General features: G+C 63.3%; 13 protein-coding genes and 1 pseudogene. 2 read left to right on the top strand and 12 right to left on the bottom strand.

Annotation, left to right across the window (positions count from 1 at the left end):
• Positions 1–42: 42 nt before the first annotated feature.
• The 3 genes and pseudogenes from F758_RS43460 to F758_RS0107965 all read right to left on the bottom strand — a co-directional run.
• A pseudogene (locus F758_RS43460) lies at positions 43–501 on the bottom strand ((2Fe-2S)-binding protein); the annotation flags it as partial.
• A complete protein-coding gene (locus F758_RS0107970; RefSeq protein ID WP_024507367.1) occupies positions 498–1,379 on the bottom strand; it encodes an FAD binding domain-containing protein in 882 nt (293 codons plus the stop codon). The gene F758_RS0107970 and the pseudogene F758_RS43460, both read right to left, overlap by 4 nt.
• A gap of 22 nt (positions 1,380–1,401) precedes the next feature.
• Positions 1,402–1,725, bottom strand: a complete 324-nt coding sequence (locus F758_RS0107965; RefSeq protein ID WP_024507366.1) for an NIPSNAP family protein — start codon at positions 1,723–1,725, stop codon at positions 1,402–1,404.
• Positions 1,726–1,972: 247 nt separating this feature from the next.
• Here F758_RS0107965 and F758_RS0107960 point away from each other — a divergent pair, with 247 nt between their 5' ends.
• Positions 1,973–3,361, top strand: a complete 1,389-nt coding sequence (locus F758_RS0107960; protein ID WP_024507365.1) for an aminotransferase-like domain-containing protein — start codon at positions 1,973–1,975, stop codon at positions 3,359–3,361.
• 110 nt (positions 3,362–3,471) lie between these two features.
• On the opposite strand, the gene F758_RS0107955 is transcribed toward F758_RS0107960, so the two are convergent.
• On the bottom strand, positions 3,472–4,767 hold the full coding sequence (locus tag F758_RS0107955) for an MFS transporter (RefSeq protein ID WP_024507364.1): 1,296 nt from the start codon (positions 4,765–4,767) through the stop codon (positions 3,472–3,474).
• Between the two features lie 189 nt (positions 4,768–4,956).
• On the opposite strand from F758_RS0107955, the gene F758_RS0107950 reads away from it, so the two are divergent.
• Positions 4,957–5,811: an alpha/beta fold hydrolase gene (locus F758_RS0107950; RefSeq protein WP_024507363.1), complete on the top strand. Its 855-nt coding sequence runs from the start codon at positions 4,957–4,959 to the stop codon at positions 5,809–5,811.
• A gap of 683 nt (positions 5,812–6,494) precedes the next feature.
• On the opposite strand, the gene F758_RS0107935 is transcribed toward F758_RS0107950, so the two are convergent.
• From F758_RS0107935 to tolB, 8 genes are all read right to left on the bottom strand, one after another.
• The gene (locus tag F758_RS0107935) at positions 6,495–6,908 is read right to left on the bottom strand and encodes a hypothetical protein (protein WP_024507360.1); all 414 of its coding nucleotides are present in this window, start codon (positions 6,906–6,908) and stop codon (positions 6,495–6,497) included.
• Between the two features lie 12 nt (positions 6,909–6,920).
• Positions 6,921–8,843, bottom strand: coding sequence for an ATP-dependent zinc metalloprotease FtsH (gene ftsH, locus F758_RS0107930; RefSeq protein ID WP_024507359.1), 1,923 nt, complete (start codon positions 8,841–8,843; stop codon positions 6,921–6,923).
• Between the two features lie 311 nt (positions 8,844–9,154).
• Positions 9,155–10,222, bottom strand: a complete 1,068-nt coding sequence (gene tilS, locus F758_RS0107925; RefSeq protein ID WP_024507358.1) for a tRNA lysidine(34) synthetase TilS — start codon at positions 10,220–10,222, stop codon at positions 9,155–9,157.
• Between the two features lie 241 nt (positions 10,223–10,463).
• Positions 10,464–11,480 carry a tol-pal system protein YbgF gene (gene ybgF, locus F758_RS0107920; protein WP_024507357.1) on the bottom strand — a complete coding sequence of 339 codons (1,017 nt, stop codon included), beginning with the start codon at positions 11,478–11,480 and terminating at the stop codon, positions 10,464–10,466.
• Between the two features lie 164 nt (positions 11,481–11,644).
• Positions 11,645–12,133, bottom strand: a complete 489-nt coding sequence (gene pal / locus F758_RS0107915; RefSeq protein WP_024507356.1) for a peptidoglycan-associated lipoprotein Pal — start codon at positions 12,131–12,133, stop codon at positions 11,645–11,647.
• 247 nt (positions 12,134–12,380) lie between these two features.
• The gene (locus tag F758_RS0107910) at positions 12,381–13,145 is read right to left on the bottom strand and encodes an N-acyl amino acid synthase FeeM domain-containing protein (protein WP_024507355.1); all 765 of its coding nucleotides are present in this window, start codon (positions 13,143–13,145) and stop codon (positions 12,381–12,383) included.
• A 154-nt stretch (positions 13,146–13,299) separates the two neighbouring features.
• Entirely contained in the window at positions 13,300–15,630 is a 2,331-nt protein-coding gene (locus tag F758_RS0107905) for a putative bifunctional diguanylate cyclase/phosphodiesterase (protein WP_024507354.1), read from the bottom strand.
• 168 nt (positions 15,631–15,798) lie between these two features.
• The gene (tolB, locus tag F758_RS0107900; RefSeq protein ID WP_024507353.1) at positions 15,799–17,139 is read right to left on the bottom strand and encodes a Tol-Pal system beta propeller repeat protein TolB; all 1,341 of its coding nucleotides are present in this window, start codon (positions 17,137–17,139) and stop codon (positions 15,799–15,801) included.
• Positions 17,140–17,156: the final 17 nt, after the last annotated feature.

Here is a 17,156-nt window from a genome sequence, read left to right as displayed (position 1 = left end):
GTCACTCCCGCCGGTCACGTTGCGCGGCGCGTTCGTCTTGCGCAGACGCTCGGCCGCAAATTCGACCGCCTCCACGATCTGGCCATAGCCGGTACAGCGGCAGATGTTGCCGGAGATCGCCTCAACGATGTCCTCGCGGGTCGGCGCATCGTTGTGCTCGAGCAGCGCGTGCGCCGACAGGATCATGCCGGGCGTGCAATAGCCGCACTGCAGACCGTGGGTTTCGCAGAACGCATCCTGGACGACGCTCAATTCGCCGGGCGCAGGCGCGAGCCCCTCGATCGTGGTGATCTCATAGCCGTCGGCCTGCACCGCAAACATCAGGCAGGCACGCGACGGCTCGCCGTCGATCAGCACCGTGCAGGCGCCGCAAACGCCGTGCTCGCATCCGGCATGGCTGCCGGTCAGCAAGAAATCCTCGCGCAGCGTATCGAGCAGCGTTTTGCGCGGCTCGACGTCGGCGGTACGCAAGCGTCCATTGACCTTCAGTGTCACCTTCATTGCACTACTCCACCCGCCGCGCGCGCCTCGGCGATGGCATCCTCGAGCGCGCGGGCGCCGAGCGCGGCGGCCGCGCGCCGACGGTAATCCGCGCTCACGTGCAGATCGGAATTCGCTTCGAGGTGTTCTGTCGCGGAGCGAATAAGCTCGGAAACCGGAAAGCGCGCGACGTCTTGGCCAACCAGGGCTGAAACGTCGATGCGCTGCGCGCGATCGCCGACGCCGCCAAGCCCGACCACCGCATCGATGCAGCGCCCGTCTTCATCGAGCGCGACCTGCGCCGCGGCGGCGACAAAGGCGAAGTCGGATTGCCGCGCGGAAACCTCATGGAAGCCCGTGCCGAGCCGCGGCTGCGACCACACCGGAAAGCGCACCGCCGCGACGCAATCGCCCGGCATCACCGATGTGACCATCGCGCCGATGAAGAACTCGTCGGCCGGCATCGAGGTGCGGCCGCCGCTGTTCTCGATCTCGATTTCTGCTCCCAGCGTCACCGCCACAAGCGGAATTTCGGCGGACGGATCGGCATTGGCGATCGAGCCGCCAACGGTGCCGCGATTGCGCGTCGGCGGATGGCCTACATAAGGAAGCGCTTTCATCAGCAAGGGCAACGCACCTCGCGCCAACTCGCTGCGCTCGACTTCGACCTGCCGCGTCACCGCGCCAACCACGATCGCGCCGGCCTCGGAACGAATGCCGCGCAACTCCTTCAAGCGGACAATGTCGACGAGCTTGGTCGGGCGCGCCAAGCGCATCGCCAACATTGGAATGAGCGTCTGACCGCCGGCGATGATCCGCGCGTCCTCGTCCGCCGCCAGGATCTCGCAGGCCTCGGCAACCGAGTCCGGCCTGACATAGGCGAAGGGCGCGGGTTTCATGCGTGCTCCTCGAAGGCCCGGCTCACGCGAGCAGCAGGCCGGTGACGGCCGGCGACAGCACCGTGACGGATTGATTCTTCAGAAGCGGCCCGTCGACCTCGGTCGCGGCCTTGACCGCGCGCCATTCCGGATCGGCGCCGAAGGCCGCCCAGGCCTTGCTGCGGTCGTCCTCCGATTTGAAGCGGGTGAGATAGGTCAGGCGCGTGTTGTCGGATTCCGATTCGAACACACCCAACAACTCGATGCCGTGGTTCGGAAATCGTTTGACGACTTCGTTCTTGAACCGCGCCTTCATCGCCTCGGCTTTGCCCTCGGCGGCTTCATACACTCTGATTTCGTAGATCACAGTCTCACCTCCCTTCGGACAGCTAAATGCCAATACCGTCGGGATGTCAAACTTATTCTAGTTCAATTTGTCAGAAATGACAGAATGAACCGTAACAAGGCGCCGATCCGACACAGAAAGGTCCTGAGTTTGTCACTACTTAGAGGAAAGTCGTCGGCTCTCCTGGAGATTTTGGTGGATGCTGACATCCAATATTGCGCCAATTCTATAATTGTACTATCCGAGACACGGAGGAAGGACAATCGCCGTGTCGCAGACTGAAGGGTCCGAAGATTGGGTGCCCAAACTCTCGGATGCCGAGGGACCGTTTTATCTCGCCTTCGCGCGCGCGCTGGAGAGCGACGTTGACAAGGGCGTGCTCAAGCCCGGCACGCGTTTGCTGCCGCAACGGGACATGGCGAACCTGCTGGGGTTAAGTGTCGGGACCGTTTCACGCGCCTATGCCGAAGCCGAAGCGCGCGGGCTGATCTCTGGCGAGGTCGGCCGCGGCACCTTTGTTCAGCGGCGGCGTCCGCCCGCCAGCGCCGGGAACGGCGCGCAGGCCATGATCAATCTCGCGCTCAACGTGCCGCCTTCGACCGGAGAGGACGAATTGATCGAGGCCGTGCTGTCGGAGATCCTGTCCGATGGCGCGCTGAAACCCTTGCTCAGCTATCTGCCGCATCAGGGCTTGCCGATGCATCGCGAGGTCATGAACGGCTGGCTTGCCGCTTTGGGCATGAAGGCGGATGTCTCCAACCTCTTCATCACCCATGGCGGGCAGCACGCGATTTCGATCGCCCTCAACATGGTCGCCGCGCCGAACGAGGTGGTACTCACGGAGCGGTTCACCTATTCCGGCATGATCGCGCTTTCGGCGCAAAACGGCTACCGACTGCATGGGGTCGACGGCGACGCCGACGGCGTCCTGCCGGACGCGCTCGATCGCGCCTTTGCCGAGACCGGCGCCCGCGTGCTGTTCGCGAGCCCGACGCTGCAAACCCCGACCGGGACCGTGATGGGCATGGCGCGGCGAGGCGAGATCGCCGAGATCATCCGCAAACGCGACGCCTACGTGCTGGAGGACGATGTCTACGCGTTCCTGTTTGTGACGCCGCCCACCCCGCTTTCCGCGCTCATTCCGGAGCGGAGCTTCTACGTCACGAGCTTCGCCAAATGTCTCGCGCCGGGCTTGCGGATCGGCGCCATGATTGCGCCGGAGCCGTTTCGCGACCGCGCCATCAACGCGGTGCGCGCGACGGGCTGGATGGCCTCCCCCATTATGGCTGAGCTCGTGACCCGGCTGATCCACAGCGGCGACCTGTCGCGGCAAGTGCATGCCAAGCGGGCCGCCGCCGCGCGTCGCAACGCGATCGCCGACCGCGTGCTCGGCAACTGGCTCGCGCCGATGGCGGGCAGTCCCGGCTTTCATCGCTGGCTGCCGATCCCGGCCGGTCGCACGCTGATCGCGCTCGTTACGCAAGCGGCCCAGGCCGGTATCACCGTCGCGCCGCCCGGAGCGCTGCAGCAGGTTGATCGCGGCACACTCGGCGTCCGAATCTGCCTCGGCCATCCCGCGACCGACGAGATGCTGGAGCATGCGCTTTCGGCGCTACGGCAGATTCTGGAAAGCGCCGAGGCGATTTCCTTCGTCTAAAGCGCGATGAGATTGAGTCGAATCGTCATCGCGCTTTAGCTCTTTGGTTGAGCATGATCTTTTCGGAAAACCGCTACACACTTTTCCGGATCATGCTCTGATCTACATTGCTACTTGGCCAGCGGCCGGTTGGCCGTCTCAGGCGCCAACGCAATGAACGGCAGGCCGACGACATAGATCAGCGACAGCAGGGAGATCGCGAGCGGATAGCTTCCCGTCGCTGCGGCGAGCGCGCCGATCAAGGTCGGACCAGCCGCCCCCAGCACTCGCCCCAGGCTGAACGCAAAGCCGGAGCCTGCGCCGCGCAAGGCCGAGGGAAACATTTCCGGCAGCCAGATCGTGAACAGGCCGAACACGCCATTGGTGAAGAAACCAAGGATCGGCAGCAGGATCAGGAACAGCGTCAGACTATCCAAATGCGCTATCGCGACCTCGTAACTCGCCACGACGGAGACGAGTGAGCCCAGGAAGAACAGCACCGCCGTCCAGCGCCGGCTGCCGAGCGCTCCTGTCACCCACGGCATCAGCAGGCACCCAGCCAACGTGCCGACATTGGTGATGAGACCCGCGATTGCGCCCATCTGCTGCGCATGCGCCGGCGTGCTGCCTGCCGCCGTGAGCTTGGTGATGATCACCGTCGGCGCCCAAAAATTCGATGACCACAGGCCGAAGATGATGCAGGCCATCAGCAGTGCCGCCGCCCACGTCGTTTGCGCCTGCCCGCGCGCGAACAGCTCTGCAAAGGACGACCTCGTCGCCTCAGTCGGGCGTGTGCGCGCCGGCTCCGGAATGTTGATACGCAGGTAGACCGTCAAAAGCGCCGGCAGGATGCCGAGAAAGAACATGCCGCGCCAGCCAAGCAAATTGCCGCCGACAAGCGTGACGAAAGCCGCCAGGAACAATCCGGTCGGCGTTGCCGTGTGCAGCCAGCCGGCCAATCGCACGCGCGTGGTCTCTGGCACGGATTCATGCAGCAGTGGCGTGCCCGCGGCCCACTCGCCGCCGATACCGAAACCGGCCAGGAAGCGGAAGACGGCGAACGTGACGATGCCGGTCGACAGACCGCACAGCGCGGTGAACACCGAATAGACCAGCACGGTCCAGCACATCATCCGGACGCGGCCGTAACGGTCCGCTGCCCAGCCCCAGACCATCGAACAGGCCCAGCCCAGCATGAAGATGGAAAACAGGAGGCCGCCATAGATGCCGATATTGGCGCGGCTCGCCTCGATGCCGCTCGCCGGCAAGAGCTCGCTCAGCGCAGCCACGAGGATGTAACCGTAGATGGCAGCGTCGAAGCCGTCGAGCATCCACCCGAGCCAGGTGGCCCAGAACACTTTTGCGGGTGAGACGCCTCCCGCCTTGGCGACAGGCGCGGCCGTAACGCCGGCGACGACCTCGGTCATGTTTCCTCCGTGGTTTTTTATTCTTCAGCAGGAACTATGACAGCAATCGAACAAGCCAGCATCTCCCGCAAACCGCATGGCAGCATCCGATCATGGAATACCGGCCGCAGATCACGGCATCCGTACCGAGACGCGCTGCAGGTCGTGCGAAGATTCCTGTAGGATGAGAGTTCGGATAAGGAGGGCGAAATGCCTCGGCTTCGATTTTGTCTCCTCGCACTTGTTCTGCTGACCTTCGGCACACCGGCTTATTCGGCGCCACAATGGCTGAACCTGCCGCCCACGCCGACACTGCCCAAGGCGGTGAAGAGCGGCTTCGCGCCGGTCAATGGCATCAAAATCTGGTACGCCGTGTTTGGCCGCGGCGAGCCCGTGCTGCTGCTGCACGGCGGTCTTGCCAATGCCGATTACTGGGGCCATCAGGTTCGCGCGCTGCAGCAGCACTATCAGGTGATCGTGATGGACAGCCGCGGTCACGGCCGCAGCAGCCGCGACGCCCAACCCTACGGCTACGACTTGATGGCCTCAGATGTGCTCGCGCTGATGGATCACCTCGGGATCAAGAAGGCGGCCATCGTGGGCTGGAGCGACGGCGCCATCATTGGCCTCGACATCGCCATGCATCACCCCGAACGCGTCTCAAAGCTGTTCGCCTTTGCCGCGAACTCGGATCCGTCAGGAGTCGCCGACATTGCCAAGAGCGACGTTTTCAATGCGTTCATCGCGAGAGCCGGAGAAGAATACAAGCGGCTCTCCTCGACCCCGACCGAGTACAAAGCCTTTGTCGATCAGATCACCAAGATGTGGGAGAGCCAGCCGCATTGGACGGAGGCGGATCTCGCCAATATCCATGTTCCAACCTGGATCGTGGACGCCGATCATGACGAGGCGATCAAGCGCGAAAACACCGAGTTCATGGCGGCTCATATCGGCGGCGCCGGGCTACTGATCCAGCCCGAGGTCAGCCATTTCTCTTTCCTGCAGGATCCCCAGCAGTTCACCGACGACGTGCTGCATTTTCTGGAGCATGTGCCGGCGCACTAAGCGGACGTTCGGTCGCGCCAGCGATGGCACTCCGCCGGGGAGACGAAAGCAGTCCTGAGCTGAGCGAATTGAGAGGACGCGTCCAACCCGCCGGGCGTCATTATGAGCGCAAGCGAAGCAATCCAGACTTTCTCCGCGGATGCAGTGTGGATTGCTTCGGCCTACGCGCAAAGGCGCTTCGGCGGGACTTCACGCCTCGCGATAGCTCGCGCAGCGAGCGACGGCAGGTCGCCGCTTTCGCTCCTCGCAATGACGGGCTTGGTTGAAGGTGCTCGCTCATCTCCGGCGACTGCGCTAGTCTAACGTAGCACGGTCTTGCGGGGTTGGGCGGCATTCCAATTGCTCCAGCTTACGCTTGCGAGGCTGCGTAGATCAGTGCCGAGAGGACGCCTGGTCCGCCGTTCGTATTCGGCGATGCATCGCTCGGACTCCGCAATCTTCTGCGTGAGCTCGGCGATCCTCGCTTGCGTGGAGCCGGCGGCGTTTGTGCCCATGTCTCCGGTCGTAAACCTGGCCCTTTCCAAGTCCTTCACAGCTTCACGATTCTTCCTGAGCTGGACCCGGTGCCAGGCGATTTTGCTGTCGCTATCGGCAACCATCCTGGAACTCTCCTGATTCGCCTTGCGAGCATACATCGATTGGAGCCGGCGACGACAGGGGGGCTCGGTAGGAGCGCCAGCGCTTCAGACCGAGCCGCGTCGGTGCTTCGGAGTCATGAACTTCAGCCCTGACCAGGTCGCGTCGATCGCGCAGACCTTTACGTCAACCAGACCGAATGGCAACGCGGTGCCGCGGACCACGATATCGCTGAGATCGGTCGCGAGTCCCGACGTCTTCTTCGGCCACGAGACCCAGACCATTCCGTCCGACAGAATCGCATCGCGGCAGACAGGCAGCATCTTGGCCAGCCCTGCCGCGTCGGTCGCAAAAACATGGACCATGTCGAGCGGCGCCTTGAGCTGCGCGGCCAACCGCACGCCGGCGGGCAGCGGGCCAACAATATCCTCATAGGCTGCGGGTGCGCCGCTCACAAAAATGCAAAAGCCCGGCTTGATGCCGAGCTTCTGCGTGAGCGGTTTGCCGGAATAACCGGCCATATCGAGACGGGTTTATGCCTGCGGCTGCGGCTCCAGACCCGGGTCCGGATCGGGGCGCGGCCGCGGCTTGCCGGCCGGCGGCACGGCGGAGGCGCGTGGCGCAGCCGGCTCCAGTACCGACTCGCGGTTCGGCTTCTTGCCCTTTAGGAGATCAGTGATCTCCTCGCCGGTCAGCGTCTCGAACTCGAGCAAGCCCTTGGCCAGGGTTTCGAGATCGCCGCGCTTCTCCGTGAGAATCCGCTTGGCCTCGTTGTATCCCTCCTCGACCAAGCGCTTGATCTCGGAGTCGATCTTCTGGACCGTGGCTTCAGACGCGTTCTGAGTCCGCGACACCGACATTCCCAAGAACACCTCGTCCTGGTTCTCGCCATAGGACACGGTGCCGAGCTCTTCCGACAGGCCCCAGCGCGTCACCATCATGCGCGCGAGCCTGGTCGCCTGCTCGATGTCGGAGGCCGCACCGGAGGTCACCTTCTCGCGGCCGAACACCAGCTCTTCGGCGACGCGGCCGCCCATCATGATGGCGAGCCGCGAGGTCATCTGCTCCAGCGACATCGACAGCTTGTCGCGTTCGGGCAACTGCATCACCATGCCCAGCGCGCGACCGCGCGGGATGATGGTGGCCTTGTGGATCGGGTCGGCCGCAATGACGTTGAGACCGACGATGGCATGGCCACCCTCGTGATAAGCGGTGAGGAGCTTTTCCTCCTCGGTCATCACGAGCGACTTGCGTTCGGCGCCCATCATCACCTTGTCCTTGGCCTCTTCGAACTCGGCCTGCGTGACCATGCGCTTGTTGCGCCGCGCAGCAGTCAGCGCCGCCTCGTTGACGAGGTTCATCAGATCGGCGCCGGAGAAGCCCGGTGTTCCGCGCGCGATCGTCTTCAGATTGATATCGGGCGCGAGCGGGACCTTGCGCACGTGAACTTTGAGGATCTGCTCGCGGCCGACCACGTCCGGATTCGGCACCACGACCTGGCGGTCGAAGCGACCGGGACGCAGCAGCGCGGGATCGAGCACGTCGGGCCGGTTGGTGGCCGCGATCAGGATCACGCCCTCATTGGCTTCGAAGCCGTCCATCTCGACCAGCAACTGGTTGAGCGTCTGTTCGCGCTCGTCATTGCCGCCGCCAAGGCCTGCGCCGCGATGGCGGCCGACCGCGTCGATTTCGTCGATGAAGATGATGCAAGGCGCGTTCTTCTTGGCCTGCTCGAACATGTCACGCACACGTGACGCGCCGACGCCGACGAACATCTCAACGAAGTCGGAACCGGAGATGGTGAAGAACGGCACATTGGCTTCGCCCGCAACCGCGCGCGCGATCAGCGTCTTGCCGGTGCCGGGCGGACCGACCAACAGCACGCCGCGCGGAATACGTCCGCCGAGCCGCTGGAATTTGCCGGGATCGCGCAAGAACTCGACGATCTCCTGCAGGTCCTGCTTGGCCTCGTCGACGCCTGCGACGTCTTCGAAGGTGACGCGGCCGTGCGCCTCGGTGAGCATTTTCGCGCGCGACTTGCCGAAGCCCATCGCCTTGCCGGCGCCGCCCTGCATCTGGCGCGACAGGAAGATCCAGACGCCGATCAGAGCGATAAAGGGCAGCCAGGAGACGAGCAGCGAGACGAACCACGGCACGTTATCGCCGGGCGGCTTCGCGGTAATCTGTACCTTGCTGTTGTAGAGGCGCTGGACCAGCGTCGGATCGTTCGGCGCATAGGTCTGGAACGACGAGCCATTGGTGAAGGTGCCGTGGATCTCCGGCCCCTGGATGACGACGTCACGGACATGGCCCTGGTCGACTTCGGTCAAGAGCTGCGAGAACGAGATGTCCTGCGACGACGTACGTTGACCGGGATTCTGAAACAGCGTGAACAGCGCCAACAGCAATAGGACAATGATGACCCAGAGGGCGAAATTGCGCAAATTGGCGTTCATTGATCTTCCTTCGTGGTCGCGCGGATCGCGGCCTTCATGTCCTTTGGACCTATCCCTGGGAAGCCACGAGGGAATCCCCCGGTCGACCGTATCACAATTTAGGTACCACTCGTCTTGCTGCCAAGGGAACCACGCAGGACTATTTAGCGCATCCTAACGCGATTCCGGTTCAAAAAATGGCGTCCAGCACCGCGTTTTGCGAGGTGGTTAAGACCTGGCAGCGGAATTAAAGCGGCACCCGAGATACCTCGTTTGCCATTTGCCGTGCCCCTTTGCCAAGGCTCTTTGAAGGACCTTGTTGCCGGGCCGCCTCAGCCCGCCCGCCGGCGCCGGGCCGGCGCCGGCTCGATGCGGATCTGGCCCGCCTTGAGACTTACCAGCGCACCAGCAAGGGTTTGCTTGAGGTGCATCCCGCCCGCCCCGCGCCCCGCCTTCGCTGGCTTCTCCGTAAGCTTACGGTCAAGCTGCGCCATCAAGGTCTCGAGCTTACCGAGTTCAGCCGGCCCCTCATGCCCGAAGCGATTGATGGCGCGCATGAGAAGCCGCAGCCGGATCTCCTCGGGCAGGCCCGCAAAGGCTTGCGCATCGAACACGACACCGTTGCGGGCAGCCTGCAATGCGCCCTGCCCCTTCAAGGCGAGATAGCGTTCGGCGCCATCGGCCAGCACCTCGACGGCGGCATTGGCCCGGGACAGCCGTATGGCCAGCCGCGCCAGGGAACGCGCATCGCCGCCCTCGGCGGCAAGCGCCGGCAAGAGCGCACGCAGCCGCGGCCGCGTGAACGCCATGTCACGGTTGGTGGGATCGTCGACATAGGCGATTTTCGCTTTGTCCAGGGTTGCAATCAGCCGCGACTTCGCGACATCGAGCAGTGGGCGCGCCAGCTCAATGCCGTTGCGCTCGGTGACGCGCGCCATCGCAGCAAGACCGGTGATGCCGCTGCCGCGCAACAACCGCATCAACACCGTTTCGGCCTGGTCGTCGCGGGTATGCGCGGTGACAACGTGGCTCGCCCCGACGGCCTTGGCTGCTTGCGCCAACAGACGATAGCGCGCTTCGCGCGCGGCGGCCGGCACGCCGGTGTTCGGCTTCTCACCGCTCCAGCGCAGCGTCCGGTGCGGCAGATCAAGTTCACGCGCGAGGCGCTTTACCTCGCGCGCTTCGCGCGCCGCCTCGGGCCGCAGGCCGTGATCCACGGTGACGGCGATCAGGCGCGGTCCGCGTGACAGAGAGCGGCGCCAGCGCGCCATCAGCCACATCAGCGCGACCGAATCTGGCCCGCCGGAGACGGCCAGCACGAGCGCCGGCGCGGTCTTCCAGTCGGCAAACAGGCGCTTGGCATCCTGCGCCGAGATCGGGGAGTTGTCGTCCTCTGCCATGACGTCGCCAGGCTCGGAAATGTTCGCTTGTGTTGCGACGGTTGTATCAAGAACCGCAAGCTGATGCCGAATCTCAAGATGCGCCGCAGGGCAACCCCGCGGAACCGGCGGGCGAACGCCCTCGAGACCTCACGAAAGATGGCCGGCCGGCAATTGCGTCAACGCTGTTCTCTTGGTTGCGCCTGTACAGTGAAAAGGCGAGCGAGGCAGGCACGTGCCGGCAAGATCGCAAAGCAGCGCGTCAGCATTTTTCCTTTTTCTGCTCGCGATCGACGGCTGCTTTGACCCCCGTGGAAGCGCGCGGATATTTCCGCATCACTTCGCCGAAAGCGGCGCAAGCCGCCTCCTTCTCCTTCAATGCGGCCAGCGACTGCCCGAGCCGCAACAGCGCATCCGGGGCTTTCGACGACTTTTCGTATTTGGTGGTCACTGCGAGAAACGCTTCCGCCGCGTCGCGGTATTGCTGGCGCTGAAAGTAGCTTTCGCCCAGCCAATATTGCGAATCCCCGACCAGCGGATCAGTGGGGAACCTCTGCGCGAAGTTGCGCATGGTCTGCTCAGCGAGCGCATAATCCCTGCGCTGCATATAGCCGATACCGAGGTCGTATTCGTCGCGCGGCGAGTTCGATGGCGGCGCCGTCGCAAGCCCCGTGCCGCTCGGGCCCACGGGAGGCGCTGCGGCCACGTTGCCCTGTTGATAGCGCGTTGCACCTAGATCGAGCGGCTCGCCGGGTGCGCGGCCGCCGGGCGAGCCGACCGACGCACCCGCCTGGATCGGAAGCTGGCCGCCGCCGAGTGCCCGTGGCGCGCCTGGCGCATTGGGATTCTGGCTTGGGTCGAAGGCATCGCCGCGGCGAGGCGCGCCGCCAATCGGTGCCGAAGATTCCTGCATGATCGGCGCGGGGGCCGGAATTTGCGACTGGGCGTAACCGGGCTGGACCTGCGGCAGCGAATAGCCCGGCTGGGCCTGCGGTTGACCGTATCCGGGCGGAGGCTGCGTCGGAGACGCCGCGGCGACGCCCGACTGGCCGGGTGCAGCCGGCACGCCCCCCTGCAACTGGCGGAGCTGCTGTTCCAACTGTCGGTTGCGGTACTGCAGTTCCTCGTTCTGGCCCGTGAGTTGCCGCAACTGTTCCTCAAGCCGCTGGATACGGAGTTCCGGATCTCCATCATCCGACTGAGCCAATGCCTGGGATGACAGCGCGGCCAGCGCGGCCAGCGCCGCTGCGCAGCTCAACTTGTGAAATCTGGATCGCATGTGGCCCTGACGACGAAATCGGCGGAAGCGGAAACGACCGCACCTAGGCCGACGGAGTACGCCAAAAATGTGACTGATTCAAATGGGTTCGCACGGCCTTGCGCGAAAACAAAACCGGCGCTGCGGGCGCCGGTTTTTGGCATTTTCGGTCAACTGCCTGACAATCAAGAACTGGCGTTCAGGACCGTCACTGCGCGGCGGTTCTGCGACCAACAGGATATATCATTGCAGACTGCAACCGGGCGCTCCTTGCCGTAGGAGATCGTCCGCATCCGGCTGGCGTCGATTCCGCGCGAAACCAGGAAGTTGCGTACGGACTGCGCGCGGCGCGCGCCGAGCGCGATGTTATATTCGCGCGTGCCGCGTTCATCCGCATGACCTTCGATCGTGAAGGTATAGCGCGGATAGGTCTGCAGCCACTGCGCCTGCTTTTCCAGGGTAACGATCGCTTGCGGGCTCAAATCGCTCTGATCGCTCTCGAAAAACACGCGATCGCCGACATTAACCACGAAATCCTGCTGGCTGCCCGGGGCCGCGGCGCTCGCCATCGCGTCAGCACCAAGGTTCTTGTTGGCACAAGCGCCCATCGACAGGGCCACCGCGAGCACTGCGGCCAATTTCAGTCCCTGGAGGATACGCATAGGGTGTTTCATTCGGGAGCCTCCACGCTCACGCATCTCAACTGCTATCCGATCTACAGAGGCTTGGTTAAGCGAACGTTCCGTCAACCTTGATGGGATGTTGCCAACCCCACTCAAATGCCCCCAGACGGCGAAAAGCAACCGTGATGGTTAATGATTTGTAAATGTGGCGCGAGGGTGAAGGCAAGCGGATCGGCGGCCTTTTACCCACCCGGATTTTAGGCGGGCCTTCATCTACCTGAATGGGGCAGCCGGCGCTTTATGCGGGACTGACGATCGAATTTGAGTGCTGTGCCGCGATCGGGGCGCGCTCCGTCCCGTGCGTGGGCATCTGCGCGACCGAAAATGCGTCATTGCGACGTTCGAACAATTTTCGTCGCTCGAAGGCGCTTGAGCGCATGAAGGGGAACCGCTGGAACACCTTTTCCCGGATGCTGGGATAATGGGCCGCCATCAGCCCGACGGGCTTAATCAGGCCCGGATGCAATCTCGGCTCGCCCCACGGCTCCTGCAAAAAGACCCTGCGGTAGAAGGCGCGGTGCTCCGGACGGACATTGGCGAGCCCGATATCGGCGTTGAAGTGACCACAAGCTACGTAACCGAGGCGAACAGTGACGTAGGGCAGTTCGGGAAACCGTTTGGCCTTCTCGGGGTCCGCCACGAAGCGCGTTGGATCGATGAGGATTTTCCCGCGCTCCAACTCCGGTTGCAGCAGGTCCGAGAACATGGCGGCTGAGGGGGATTCGCGCCACTCAGGCGTCAGAACGCTGACCCGAATCGAGCTGTAGAGTTCGCCATGAATGTACACCCCGAAAACATAGGTGTTTGGCAGGTCGTCATACCGGTCGACGACCCGCCCCGTTTCCGAGGGCAGGATTGCTCCCTCGCGCAAATAGGCGCGATAGCGCAGACGATAGATCTGATCCTTTTCTTCGGGAGTTTCGGCGAGCCGGTAGTCGATGTTCTCGAGAGGAAATGAACTGCGTTCGGGAATCACGGCGACGGCTTTGGCCGCAGACCTCATGGGGCACTCCAGATACGCAAACGCAACAACAACCAGCAGGCGAGCCTTCGAACGTTAACAGCTCCTTAACTAAGACGCAAAGCAGTCGAGCTATTAGGGTTAATGTCGGCCCGCGATGAATTGCCGCCACCTGGCCGCAGATGCCCGTGAGGCTTTAGGCGATCGAGCGCGAGGGCACGACGTGCAGCTCCGCTTCCGCAGCCGGGCGGCCATACGAGGCCTTCAATAATTGGCGGATCCGCACTGCGGGTACGGGACGGCTGAACAAATAGCCTTGCGCCTCGGTGACGCTGCCGTCGGCACTGATCAGCTCGAGCTGCTCGTTGGTCTCGATGCCTTCGACCACCACCTGCATGCCGAGATCGGCCGACAGCCGCGCCACGCCGCGGAGCAGCGTCAGCGGGCGATCGGCATCTATACCCTCGAGGAACGAGCGGTCGATCTTCACCTTCTGCAGCGGGAAGTTGTGCAGATAGCTAAGGCTCGAATAGCCGGTGCCGAAATCATCCAGGGAGATTCGGACCCCGATATTGCGTAGCTGCGACAGCACATCGTGGGTGAGCTGCGTGTTGCGCAGCAGGGAGGATTCGGTGATCTCGATCTCGAGGCGCTCCGCCGGCAGGCCCGACACCTCCAGCGCGTAACGGATCTCGTTCAGCACGTCGCGCTGGTGGAATTGTTGCGGGGAAAAATTGACGGCAACGCTGACGTTTTCCGGCCACTTCATGCATTCCATGCAAGCCTTGCGCAGGATCCAGCGGCCGAGATCGACGATCAGGCCCATGTCCTCCGCAACCGGGACGATATCGACTGGCGACACGGTGCCGCGCACCGGGTGATTCCAGCGCAGCAGCGCCTCGCAGACGGCGATCTTGCCGGATTTGAGATTGACCAGGGGCTGGAAGAACAGCTCGAATTCTTCATTGACCAGTGCCTTGCGCAGGTCGAGTTCGAGAATGCGGCGCGCCTCGACGGTTTGCGCCATCTCGTCGTGAAAGAAGCAATAGGTACCGCGGCCGTCGGCTTTGGCGCGATAGAGCGCCATGTCGGCGTTCTTCAACAGGGTATCGGCGCTGACTTCCGCGGCGGTCAAGGCAATGCCGACGCTCGCGCCGATCTCGACGAGATGATTGTCGATCTTGTAACGTTCGCTCAAATGATCGACGATGCGCCGCGCCAGCGCTGCGGCGTCCTCGGCGGACGCGATATTCTGCTGGAACACCACGAATTCGTCCCCGCCGAAACGCGCGACGAAATCCTCCGGGCGGAGCATTGCACGCAGACGGTCGGCGACCGCGCACAAGAGCTGGTCACCGCAGGGGTGACCGAGCGTATCGTTGACCTGCTTGAACTGGTCCAGATCCACGAACAGCAGCGCCGAAACCTTGCCGGGCTCATGCGGTGTCTTCAGCAGCCGTTCGATCTCGTCGCGGAAACTGACGCGGTTGGGCAATCCCGTCAGCTCGTCATAGCGCGCCAGATGGCTGATCCGGGCCTCGGCATTGCGTCGCTCGGTGATGTCCTCGACCAGCACCACCGCGCCGCCGCCGGACATCGGCTGGAACGTCCATGACAGCGAACGGCCGCGCAGGATGTCCGGGTCGGCGGTGACGATGCCATGCGCCTGCGAATTTTCGATCTCCGCCAGAATGACATTGCCGCTCGCCGCCGAAATCGATCCGGTGTGGACGCAGGCCTGGACGATGTCGGTAGCGGTCGCGCCGCCACGCACCAGGTCGTCCGAGAGCTGCATCATTTCGCTGAAACGATGGTTCATGACGGCAAGCCGCCCGTCCGCCCGGAACATGCAGAGGCCGTGCGGCATGTTGTTGAGCGCGGTATCGAACTGACCGGCGAGCGCAGCTTCACGCTCCCGCGCGACCAGTGCACGCACGAAGATGTCCTGCAGGCGGGTCGAGATGTGCTTGAGGGCAAAGAAGAACAGCACGTTCAGCACCGCCATGCCGGCATAATAGGGGCTGCCATACAGCAGCAGAGCCACCGTCAGCGCGCCGCAGGCGAGCAGCATCTGCACATGGAAGATCCAGGGGCGGCCGTAGGTGCGGCCGCCGCCCGCCGCGAAATAGCAGAGCGTGACGGATGTGCAGATCATATGGGCGACGGCGTCATCACTGCCCAGGATCGCGATCGCACACCACAGGCCGAGCGCGGCCGCGTACACAATCGCGCCGACCTGGTAGCGCATCTCCCAACGCGCGGTTTCGGCCGGCGTAATGGTCGACTTGAGACGCTTGTATTGGCGCATGTCGAGTACGCGCGCGGCGCCGACGACGATGAGAACAGCCACGCAGAGCCATAGCCATGGATTGCCGGTCTTCAGCGCAGTCATGAAGGCGGCGATGGCAGCGCAAAGCGCGCCGGCAAACAGCGAGCCGGGATCCTGGAACAACGAATCAATCAGTGCCGCGTGGATGGATCGCGACATCTGCTGATCGGCCTCTTTGATTTCGGTCGCAAGCTGCATCGGGGACGCGCACATCCTGTTCCGGAATGTGCAGTTCTACTTCTCCCTGATGAAGCCTTTCTGAGGGAACATCGTTAGTGAGTGGTTGTTTCCGCTTTCACCGAAGCGATATATGCCTACGAAATCAACGAGCTAGGCAAAGCTTGCCGAGTCCGTGTCCCTCACCTTTCACGAAAGCAGCGGCGACCAGGCCGGATCGGAGGCGTAACCCGGCGTCGGCACCTTCAGCTCATTGCGTCCGGAAATGTCGATCGTGTACAGCGACGGCCCGCTGTTGCCGCCGGGATCGCGGAAGAACATCAACACCCGCCCGTTCGGCGCGAAGGTCGGCCCCTCATTGTGGAAGCCGGAGGTAAGCAGGCGCTCGCCGGTGCCATCAGGCTTGATGATGCCGATCGAGAACTGTCCGCCGCCCTGCCGCGTGAACGCAATATAGTCGCCGCGCGGCGACCATACGGGCGTGGAGTAGCTGGCGTTGACGTCGTCCTTGGCGAAGGAGATGCGCTGTGCCGCCCCGCCCTGCGCCGGCATCACATAGATCTGCGGCTTGCCGCCGCGATCGGACTCAAAGCAGATCTGGCTGCCGTCGGGCGAATAGCACGGCGAGGTGTCGATCGCGGGCGTGTCGGTGAGCCGCGTGGTCGCCTTCGAGCGCAGATCCATCACGAACAGATTGGAATTGCCACCCTGCTGCAGGCTCATGATGATGCGCTGGCCATCCGGCGAGAAGCGCGGCGAGAACGACATGCCCGGGAAATTGCCGACGATCTCGCGCTGCCCGGTTTCGATATTGAACAGATAGACCCGCGGATCACCCTGGCCGAATTCCATATAGGTGATTTCCTGGCTCGACGGCGAGAAGCGCGGCGTCAGCACGAGATCGGAGCCTCGCGTAAGATAGCGCACATTGGCGCCGTCCTGGTCCATGATCGCGAGCTTCTTGATGCGCCGCTCCGACGGGCCGCTCTCGTCGACGAAGACGACGCGGCTGTCGAAATAGCCCTTCTCGCCGGTCAGCCGCGAATAGATCTGATCGGAGATGATGTGCGCGATGCGCCGCCAATATTCCGGGGCGGTGACATATTGCTGACCGGCGAGCTGCTGGCCGGAGACGACGTCCCAAAGACGGAATTCGGCCTTGAGGCGCCCATCGGGCTGCCTTGTCACGCGGCCGGTGGCAAGCGCCTGTGCGTTGATGCTCTTCCAGTTCTGGAACTGCGGCGCCACATCGATGTTGGTGATCTTCTCGATGAAGGCCGCCTGGTCGATCGGCGCGAACAGACCGCTGCGCTTGAGATTGTTGGTGATGACGCCGGTCACGTCGGCGCCGACCTGGCCGTCCGCCGGCGAGCCCGGCACGAAGTTCGGGATCGCGATCGGAATGGGCTGGAAATTGTCCGGGTTGATTTGCAGTCGCTGCGCGAATGCGGATCGCGCACCCAACATGGCAAAAGCTGATCCAGTCGCCATCATGAAGCGGCGCCGGGTAAAGGATTGGGGGTTATTCATTGCAGTTCTTGCTTTCC

Source organism: Bradyrhizobium sp. ARR65 (assembly GCF_000472385.1).
In the GTDB taxonomy this organism is placed as follows: domain Bacteria; phylum Pseudomonadota; class Alphaproteobacteria; order Rhizobiales; family Xanthobacteraceae; genus Bradyrhizobium.
The sequence above is the reverse complement of the archived record's forward strand: the minus strand, read 5'-3'. Positions and strand labels throughout refer to the sequence as shown.